This window comes from Lysinibacillus sp. UBA5994 (assembly GCF_002429725.1).
Classification (GTDB): domain Bacteria; phylum Bacillota; class Bacilli; order Bacillales_A; family Planococcaceae; genus Lysinibacillus; species Lysinibacillus capsici.
In genome coordinates, this window is the sequence record NZ_DJAU01000022.1 from 142,049 (window position 1) to 151,643 (window position 9,595).

Annotated in this window: 9 protein-coding genes; 8 read left to right on the plus strand and 1 reads right to left on the minus strand. The window is 37.6% G+C overall.

Annotated features, from left to right (window positions below; translation table 11 throughout):
• Positions 1-18 precede the first annotated feature (18 nt).
• The 5 genes from B3D98_RS06500 to phnX are packed head-to-tail and all read left to right on the plus strand — an operon-like array spanning position 19 to position 5,294.
• Positions 19-771, plus strand: coding sequence for an ABC transporter ATP-binding protein (locus B3D98_RS06500; protein WP_257961564.1), 753 nt, complete (start codon positions 19-21; stop codon positions 769-771).
• Positions 764-2,395 carry an ABC transporter permease subunit gene (locus B3D98_RS06505; protein ID WP_288581872.1) on the plus strand — a complete coding sequence of 544 codons (1,632 nt, stop codon included), beginning with the start codon at positions 764-766 and terminating at the stop codon, positions 2,393-2,395. The genes B3D98_RS06500 and B3D98_RS06505 overlap by 8 nt, the downstream gene beginning before the upstream one ends.
• The gene (locus B3D98_RS06510) at positions 2,392-3,378 is read left to right on the plus strand and encodes an extracellular solute-binding protein (protein WP_288581874.1); all 987 of its coding nucleotides are present in this window, start codon (positions 2,392-2,394) and stop codon (positions 3,376-3,378) included. The genes B3D98_RS06505 and B3D98_RS06510 overlap by 4 nt, the downstream gene beginning before the upstream one ends.
• A gap of 13 nt (positions 3,379-3,391) precedes the next feature.
• Positions 3,392-4,492 (plus strand): 2-aminoethylphosphonate--pyruvate transaminase, encoded by a 1,101-nt coding sequence (gene phnW, locus B3D98_RS06515; RefSeq protein ID WP_288581876.1) that lies wholly within the window; start codon positions 3,392-3,394, stop codon positions 4,490-4,492.
• Positions 4,482-5,294: a phosphonoacetaldehyde hydrolase gene (gene phnX, locus B3D98_RS06520; RefSeq protein ID WP_288581879.1), complete on the plus strand. Its 813-nt coding sequence runs from the start codon at positions 4,482-4,484 to the stop codon at positions 5,292-5,294. The genes phnW and phnX overlap by 11 nt, the downstream gene beginning before the upstream one ends.
• A 41-nt stretch (positions 5,295-5,335) precedes the next feature.
• On the opposite strand, the gene def is transcribed toward phnX, so the two are convergent.
• Positions 5,336-5,893: a peptide deformylase gene (gene def / locus B3D98_RS06525; RefSeq protein WP_048391947.1), complete on the minus strand. Its 558-nt coding sequence runs from the start codon at positions 5,891-5,893 to the stop codon at positions 5,336-5,338.
• 394 nt (positions 5,894-6,287) lie between these two features.
• On the opposite strand from def, the gene pdhA reads away from it, so the two are divergent.
• The 3 genes from pdhA to B3D98_RS06540 form a co-directional block, all read left to right on the plus strand.
• Positions 6,288-7,403 carry a pyruvate dehydrogenase (acetyl-transferring) E1 component subunit alpha gene (pdhA, locus tag B3D98_RS06530; RefSeq protein ID WP_004224731.1) on the plus strand — a complete coding sequence of 372 codons (1,116 nt, stop codon included), beginning with the start codon at positions 6,288-6,290 and terminating at the stop codon, positions 7,401-7,403.
• A 3-nt stretch (positions 7,404-7,406) separates the two neighbouring features.
• Positions 7,407-8,384 carry an alpha-ketoacid dehydrogenase subunit beta gene (locus tag B3D98_RS06535; protein ID WP_004224734.1) on the plus strand — a complete coding sequence of 326 codons (978 nt, stop codon included), beginning with the start codon at positions 7,407-7,409 and terminating at the stop codon, positions 8,382-8,384.
• Between the two features lie 47 nt (positions 8,385-8,431).
• A partial coding sequence (locus B3D98_RS06540) for a dihydrolipoamide acetyltransferase family protein (RefSeq protein ID WP_288581883.1) occupies positions 8,432-9,595 on the plus strand: 1,164 nt, incomplete at its 3' end.

Sequence of the window (9,595 nt, forward strand, 5' to 3'; positions counted from 1 at the left end):
TGAGTGAGGTGACCCAATTTGTTAGAGCTAAAAAATATCTCAAAAAGCTATAAAAATAAAAAAGTTTTAGTAGATATCAATGTAACCATCGAATCAGGTGAGATTATTTCATTGCTAGGGCCGAGTGGCTGCGGTAAAACTACTTTGCTTAATATCATTTTAGGACTTGTAGATCCAACTGCTGGTCAGCTTGTCTACAATGGACAAGATATTTCCAAGCAATCAATGCAAGAAAGAGGATTTAATATAGTGTTTCAGGATTTTGCATTATTTCCTCATTTAAATGCATACGACAATATCATTTATGGATTAAAAAATAAAAATGTGAAAATGTCCAAAGAGGAGATACAAGAATACATTGATTTTTTAGAGCTAGCTCCTCATTTGCATAAGAAGATTCATGAATTGTCTGGTGGGCAAAAACAACGCGTTTCCATTGCAAGAACACTCGTGATGCAACCTAAAATTCTATTATTAGACGAACCACTAAGTGCACTAGATGGCGTTATAAAGGAATCTATAAAGGAACGTATTAAATCCATCGCCCGTGAATTTAATTTGACGACGATTATCGTGACACATGATCCGGAAGAAGCCCTTACCTTATCGGATAAAGTCATCATTATTAATGAAGGTACAGTTGCTCAATTTGGCACACCTCATGAAATTGTTACAGCGCCAAAAAATAAATTTGTAGAAGATTTTATCTTAAGGCAGCTTCATATTAAGCGACATAACATCTATCAATTGTTTGGAGAAACATATGCTTAAAACGAATAAAATAATGAAATTAATTTTTCTACCGATTCTACTATTTTTTCTATTCTTTTTAATTGTGCCATTGCTTTATATGTTTTGGCAGTCATTCAAAATAGGCAATGTCGTTACCATTCAAAATTATATAGAAGCTTTACGGAATATCGAAATTCGTGAAGCTTTTACGAATAGTTTTAAAGTTTCTTTTGTAGCATCAGTGATTACAACCATTTTAGCCTTTTGGTTGGCCTATGCTGTTCATTTTACTACGATGCATCGCCATACAAAAAAGCTAGTTCAAATTGGAATTACCTTGCCGATGCTACTGCCAACCATCACCTATGGCTTTGTATTGATTTATACATTTGGGAATCAAGGAATTCTAACAAAATTAGTGGGGCAGCCTCTTTTTACAATCTATGGGTATAACGGCTTGGTGATCGGTTACGTCTTATACACATTACCAGTTGCTTTTATATTAATGCAAAACTCCATGCAATATATCGATAAACGTTTTTTACTTGTTTCAATATTAATGCATGATCAGCCAATGCGTCGTTTTTATCATACCGTATACCGTCCTATGGTTGGGACAATTGGCGGGGCATTTATTTTAACATTTGTTTTAAGCTTCACAGACTTTGGAATCCCTGCATCGGTTGGTGGCAATTACAGGGTAATAGCTACTGAACTCTACCAAGCTATGTTAGGTTCCATTGTGCATTTTGAACGTGGAGCAGTCATTTCTGTGTTAATGCTAGTACCTGCAGTATTAGGTGTTGTCATGCTAACGATTTTAGAGCGCTTTAATTTTCAATATAAACAGGTTGGGCAAAGTGAACTTGTAAAGCATCGTTTACGAGACGCGCTATTTACAATTTATTCAATTCTCTGTGTAACAGCTGTATGTATTATTTTTTCAACCATGTTTATCGTGCCTTTTACCAAAGGCTATCCGTACGATTTCAGCTTTACATTAGAGCATGTTCAAAATGTACTCGCAGAGAAAGATTTAACAAAGGTTTACATCAATTCTCTCATCGTAGCGGTTCTAACAGCAATATTAGGTGTGGGCATAACATTTATGTCGGCGCTTCTTAATACAAGGACACTATTAAAAGGAAGAAAAAGCTTAGATGTAACTTCTATGATGACAAATACAGTTCCAGGTATGGTACTTGGATTATCCTACTTATTTTTCTTTAATGGAAGTTCTTTAAAGGGTACTTTTCTTATCATTATCGCATGTAATATCGTGCATTTTTTTACGACACCTTATTTAATGGCGAAAAATTCATTGCAAAAAATGGATCCTACGTGGGAAGTGACAGCTGAGCTGTTAAAGGATTCGTGGTTAAAAACCGTGATACGAATTATTTTACCGAATATTAGGCCAACGATTTATCAAATGTTTAGCTACTATTTTTTAAATGCGATGGTTACAGTCAGCGGTGTTATTTTTCTTGTCAGCACAAAGACAATGCTTGTATCGACAAGGATAAAAGAGCTACAGCATTTCGCAAAGTACACCGATATTTTTGTTTTATCGATATTCATTTTATGTACAAACCTCATTGTGAAATTAGGTTGTGATTATATAGCAGCACATAAAGAAAAAACGGAGGAGATTACAAAATGAAGAAGTCAACAGGCATGATGTTAGGGACAGTAAGTGCAGCAGCAGTCGTTTTAGCTGCATGTGGAGGAGTAGCAGCAGATTCCAAAGAGCAAGTCATCATTTATTCAAATGCTGATGATGAAGCTATTGAAGTGATGGAAACTACATTAGATGATAAAGGCTATAAAGGTAAGTATTTAATCCAGTCGTTTGGTACTTCTGAGTTAGGTGGCAAAATGATGGCGGAAGGGACAGATATTGAAGCAGATGTTGTAACAATGGCTTCTTATTTTATAGAAAGTGCACAAACCTCAAAATCCATGTTTGTGGATATTTCTTCAGACTTAAAGCCTCTTGATGGGAGTGTTACGTATGCATTACCGATTTTAGGCAATGTAGGCTCTATCTTTATTAATACAGAGGTATTACAACAAAAGGGGCTATCTATTCCGAAATCCATTAAAGATTTGACAGACTCTGCTTATAAGGATTTAGTGTCATTCCCAAACATTATGGACTCCTCAACAGGGTGGCTTCTAGTACAAGCTATTATAAAGGAATATGGTGAAGAGGAAGGGAAAAAAGTTCTAGCAGAGTTAATTAAAAATGCAGGACCACATATTGAAAGTTCAGGCTCTGGCCCTATTAAAAAGGTGAAAACAGGAGAAGTTGCTGCAGGCTTTGGTTTACGTATCCAAGCTATTGATGCCAAAAACGAAGGGTTACCGATTGATTATATTGACCCGACAGAAGGAAATTTCACTTTAACGGAATCTGTAGCTGTTGTAGACAAAGAAGGTGAGGAAGCATTAGCAAAAGAAATTGCAAAGGTAATTGCAACAGAGGCTCGTGATGGTCTTCTAGAGCAATATCCTGTAGCTCTATACGAAGGAGAACAAGTAAAGGACGAGCACGTTCCTACCTATTTGAAAAAATGGGATACTACCTTAACCGTAGATTTATTAGAAAAACACCAAGCCTTCTTTAAAGAAGCACAGCGATAAGGAGTTATAGCAGATGAGTAACTATAAATTATTGACGCCAGGTCCATTGACAACAACTAAAGCAGTGAAACGAGAAATGTTAAAAGATCGTTGTACATGGGATGACGATTATAAAAATGTGACACAAGTGATTCGTAAGCAACTCTTAAAATTAGCAAAAGTTGATGAAGCTGATTACACTACGGTACTAATGCAAGGAAGTGGAAGCTTTGTAGTAGAGTCTGTACTAACAACTGCAATTGGTGAAAATGATAAGGTGCTGATACTAACAAATGGAGCTTATGGTGAAAGAATTGTTGAAATGGCCAAAGCCTTAAAGTTACAGCATGTTGTTTATAGTGCACCTTATGATGAACAGCCCTCCTTGTTAGAAGTTCAATCCTTCCTTGAAAGAGATAGGAGTATTACTCATGTAGCTCTCGTACATTGTGAGACGACTACTGGTATTTTAAATCCTATTAAAGAAATTGGGGAAGTTGTTCATTCGTTCAACAAAACGTTTATTGTGGACGCCATGAGTAGCTTTGGAGGCGTACCAATGGATTTATCAAGCTTGCATATTGATTTTTGTATTAGTAGTGCCAATAAATGTATTCAGGGTGTCCCAGGCTTTGGTTTTGTTATTGCGAATACAAGAGCACTGGAAAAATGTAAGGGACAAGCTCGAAGTGTTGCATTAGATTTGCATAGTCAGTGGGAAGTAATGAAGCAAGATGGGAAATGGCGTTTCACATCGCCTACACATGTAGTGGCAGCTTTTGCGAAGGCGCTTGAAGAGTTGAATGAAGAAGGCGGAATTCATGCCCGCTACAAACGCTATGCGTATAATAATCAACTACTTCGCTCTCGCTTGTCAGTGCTGGGATTTAAAGCGTATATTTCGGAGGAGCTTCAATCACCAATTATCACAACATTTTTATTCCCGTATAAAGAGTTTTCTTTTGAGCATTTTTATCAAGAAATAAAAAATGCAGGTTTTGTTATCTATCCAGGTAAGCTGACGGATGTCGATACATTCCGTATTGGCAATATTGGTGATATTCATGAGGAAGATATTCTTGCATTATGTGAAATCATTGAAAATTATATGGTGGTGAAAAACAATGAAAATTGAGACGGTTATTTTGGACTGGGCAGGCACAGCAGTTGACTTTGGTTGTTTTGCCCCTGTTAATGTTTTTTTAACAATTTTTGAGGATGCTGGTGTAATAGTTACACTGGAAGAGGCTCGTAAACCAATGGGGATGCTGAAAATTGATCATATCCGCACCATGCTAGAAATGCCAAGAATTAAAGAAGAATGGCATCGTGTACATGGACAATCCTTTAATGAAAAGGATGTACATGTATTGTATAATCATTTTGAAACAAAATTAATGGAGTCTTTGGCGACCTATACAGATCCTATCCAGCACGTGAAAACAACAGTACAGCAATTAAGAGATGCAGGTATTCGAATAGGCTCTACAACTGGCTATACAGATGCAATGATGGAAGTAGTGACAAAGCATGCTGCTGACAAGGGCTATCAACCTGATTTTCTTGTAACACCAACACAGGTTGGTGATAAAGGGCGACCATATCCATATATGATTTTTAAAAATATGGAGGCATTAGGTTCGCAAGCGACGAAGCAAGTTGTGAAGGTTGGCGATACAACATCAGATATAAAGGAAGCCTTGAATGCAGGTGTTTGGGCTGTTGGCGTTATTATTGGAAGCTCAGAAATGGGACTATCCGAAGAAGAGTTCAATGCCCTATCTTCAGAAGAACAGCAACAAATCATAGAGAAAACAAAATGTGTTTTTGAAGAATCTGGCGCTCATTATACAATTGAAACAATGGCGGAGTTGCCAGCATTAATTGAAACGATCAATGCTCGGTTAAATATGGATAGACAATTAGAATATAAATAATAATTAACCTCGGCAGAAGTAATAAACTGCCGAGGTTGTTTTTAGTCGCGCTCATATGGGATTGAATCTGGTATTTCCGCAAATGGATTCTTTTCATTAATACGGTCATAAAACATAATGCCATTTAGATGATCTAATTCATGCTGAAAGGCAATAGCTGGCAAGCCCTTAAGGCGCATTTTTTTCTCTTCACCATCAATTGTTTTAAATTTTACTGTGATGCGTGCATGGCGAGGTACATACCCAGGAATATTACGGTCAACAGAAAGACATCCTTCTCCTGCTGATAGGTATGTGTTTTCAACAGAATGGCTAACGATCTTTGGATTTATGGCTACAAAGCTTAATTGTTCACCAGCCTCATCTTTTAAATGAAGAGCAAACATACGCTGTAAGCTATTTACCTGATTGGCAGCCAAACCAATGCCACTACGCAAATTATATTTTTCTGCCATTTCAGGATCTTGGCTGTTGATTAAATATTGAAGCATATCCTCAGCAAGCTTTCTTGTTTCTTCAGTTAAAGGGAATTTAACTTCCTCTGCTTTTGTGCGTAAAGTCGGATGACCTTCGCGGATAATATCATCCATTAAAATCATAATAGTAATCTTCCTTTCAACTTTGTAGTGCTTACTAATAAGTATACATCACGTTTTCGTACAATCCCATGAAAAAAGTCCTTATTTGAATATACTCAAAAAATTTTTCTAATGCTATTAGATTTTCGAGAATGGGGTATTCTACTAGGGGAAAACCTGTTGGAAAACGTAAGAGTTGTATGGTGTGAGTAAGGTGTTGTAATACAGAATTTGAATATTAGTAATACAGTATAGGACAGCGGTGTTTGATTGTTATTCTAGAAAAAATCTTTGTATATAGCAGTAATAGATGATTGACCGACAGTATTTTATTCAGTATACTGAGTGTCAAGAATAAGTTGTACTAGTTAAAAAGGTGATTTATTTTAATACAGCTGAAAGGGAGATGTGACAAATGAGCAAGAAAAACAATAATATTTTTGATGCTAAACAAACGCTAACTGAAATCGAAGATAAGTTTGAAATGTTTCAAATTTTGAATGAAGAAGGCGAAATTATAAATAAAGAGGCAGATCCGAAATTATCAGATGAGGAACTAGTTGAGTTAATGACACGTATGGTTTACACACGTATTTTAGATCAACGTTCAATCTCATTAAATCGTCAAGGACGTTTAGGCTTCTATGCACCGACTGCTGGTCAAGAAGCTTCACAACTTGCTTCTCACTTTGCATTAGAACAAGAAGATTGGATTTTACCAGGTTACCGTGATGTACCTCAAATTGTATGGCATGGCTTACCTCTTGAAAAAGCATTTTTATTCTCACGTGGTCACTTCATGGGGAATCAGGTTCCTGAAGGTGTAAACGTTTTAGCTCCACAAATTATTATTGGAGCACAATATATTCAAGCTGCTGGGGTAGCACTTGGTATTAAAAAACGCGGGAAAAAAGCTGTTGCAGTAACTTATACTGGTGACGGTGGTTCTTCTCAGGGAGACTTCTATGAAGGCATTAACTTTGCAGGTGCATTTAAATCTCCAGCAATCTTCATCGTACAAAATAACCAATATGCAATCTCAACACCTCGTGAATTGCAAACAGCTGCTAAAACAATTGCACAAAAAGGTGTAGCAGCAGGATTACCAAGTATTTTAGTAGATGGAATGGATGCGCTTGCAGTTTATGTAGCAACTCGTGATGCTCGTGAGCGCGCGGTTAATGGTGAAGGCCCAACATTAATTGAAACAATGTGTTACCGTTATGGACCTCATACAATGGCTGGGGATGACCCAACTCGTTACCGTACTTCTGATACAGATAATGAATGGGCTCAAAAAGATCCTCTAGTTCGCTTCCGTAAATACCTAGAAGCAAAAGGTATATGGGATGAGAAAAAAGAAGAAGCAGTTATTGAGCGAGCAAAAGAAGAAATTAAAGAAGCAATCAAAAAAGCAGATGCTGCTCCAAAACAAAAAGTAACAGAATTAATGGAAAATATGTATAAAGGCGAAATGCCATCTAATCTAAAAGAACAGTATGAAATCTATAAAGAGAAGGAGTCGAAATAACCTATGGCACAAATGACGATGATTCAAGCAATTACAGATGCACTTCGCACAGAATTAAAGAATGATGAAAACGTTCTTGTATTCGGGGAAGATGTAGGTGTCAACGGTGGGGTATTCCGCGCGACAGAAGGCCTACAAAAAGAATTTGGGGTTGACCGCGTATTTGATACACCATTAGCAGAATCAGGTATTGGTGGCTTAGCAGTTGGCCTTTCTCTTCAAGGATTCCGTCCAGTTCCTGAAATTCAATTCTTTGGTTTCGTTTATGAAGTAATGGATTCAATTAGTGGCCAGCTAGCACGTATGAGCTACCGTAGTGGTGGCGTCTACAATGCTCCAGTAACAATCCGTTCACCATTTGGTGGTGGTGTGCACACACCTGAAATGCACTCAGATAGCTTAGAAAGCTTAATGACAGCACAACCAGGATTAACAGTTGTTGTTCCATCAACACCATATGATGCAAAAGGTTTACTTATTTCTTCTATTCGTAATGACAACCCAGTTATTTTCTTAGAGCATTTAAAACTATACCGTTCATTCCGTGAAGAAGTGCCTGAGGAAGCATACGAAATTCCACTAGGAAAAGCGGATGTAAAACGTGAAGGTACTGATTTAACAATTGTTGCTTACGGTTTAATGGTTCATGAAAGCTTAAAGGCTGCAGAAGAACTTGAAAAAGAAGGACATTCTGTAGAAGTAATTGACTTACGTACAATTCAACCAATCGATGTGGAAACAATTATCGCATCTGTTGAAAAAACAGGTCGTGCAATCGTTGTCCAAGAAGCTCAAAAACAAGCAGGTATCGCTGCGAACGTAGTAGCAGAAATTACAGAGCGTGCAATTCTAAGCTTAGAGGCTCCTGTTCTTCGTGTGGCTGCACCAGATACTGTGTACCCATTCCCACAAGCTGAAGGTGTTTGGTTACCAAACTACAAAGATGTAATGGAAACAGCGAAAAAAGTTTTAACATTCTAATAAAGCTTCTAAACTTGAACAACAGTAAATAGAAAGGATGGGTACACATGGCATTTGAATTCAGATTACCGGATATTGGCGAGGGTATTCACGAAGGCGAGATTGTGAAATGGTTCGTTAAAGCTGGAGATACAGTAAAAGAAGATGATATTCTTTGTGAAGTACAAAATGATAAAGCAGTAGTAGAAATCCCTTCACCAGTTGAAGGAACAGTAGAGGAAGTTTTAGTAGGAGAAGGAACAGTTGCCGTAGTTGGCGATGTTTTAATCCGATTAGACGCACCTGGCTATGAAGACTTAAAGCTAAAAGGTGACGATCATGCCGAAGCAAAAACAGAGGCACAAGTTCAAGCAACTGCTGAATCTGGTCAGAACGTAGAAAAAGCTCCTACTAAAGAGGAAAAGGCACCAGAAAAAGCTCCTGAAAAAGCTCCAGAAAAAGTGGAGACAGTAGTTGATGAAACAAAACGTGTGATCGCGATGCCTTCTGTACGTAAATTTGCCCGTGATAACGATGTAAATATTCGTGAAGTGAAGGGTACAGGCAAAAACGGTCGAATCCTTAAAGAAGATATTGAAAACTTCTTAAAAGGTGGCGGCACTGTAGAGGCTGAAACTGCAAATATCGAAACATCAGAAGATACAGTTCAACAAGAAACGTCTACACCAGCAGCACCAGTAGTTCTTGAGGGGGATTTCCCAGAGACTCGTGAAAAAATGTCAGGTATTCGAAAAGCGATTGCAAAAGCAATGGTACACTCGAAACAAACGGCTCCTCATGTTACACTAATGGATGAAGTCGATGTAACAGCTCTTGTAGCACATCGTAAAAAATTCAAAGATATCGCTGCCGAAAAAGGTGTTAAATTAACATACTTACCATATGTAGTGAAAGCACTTATTTCAACTTTACGCGAGTTCCCAGAATTTAATCGCTCTTTAGATGATGCAACACAAGAAATTATCCAAAAGCATTACTATAACATTGGTATTGCAGCAGATACTGAAAGAGGCTTACTAGTACCAGTTATTAAGCATGCAGATCGTAAATCTGTATTTGCAGTGTCTAATGAAATTAATGAATTAGCGACAAAAGCCCGTGAAGGTAAGCTAGCACCACATGAAATGAAAGGTGCTTCCATGTCCATTACGAATATTGGCTCTGCAGGAGGACAATGGTTTACACCAGTTATTAACCATCCTGAAGTAGCA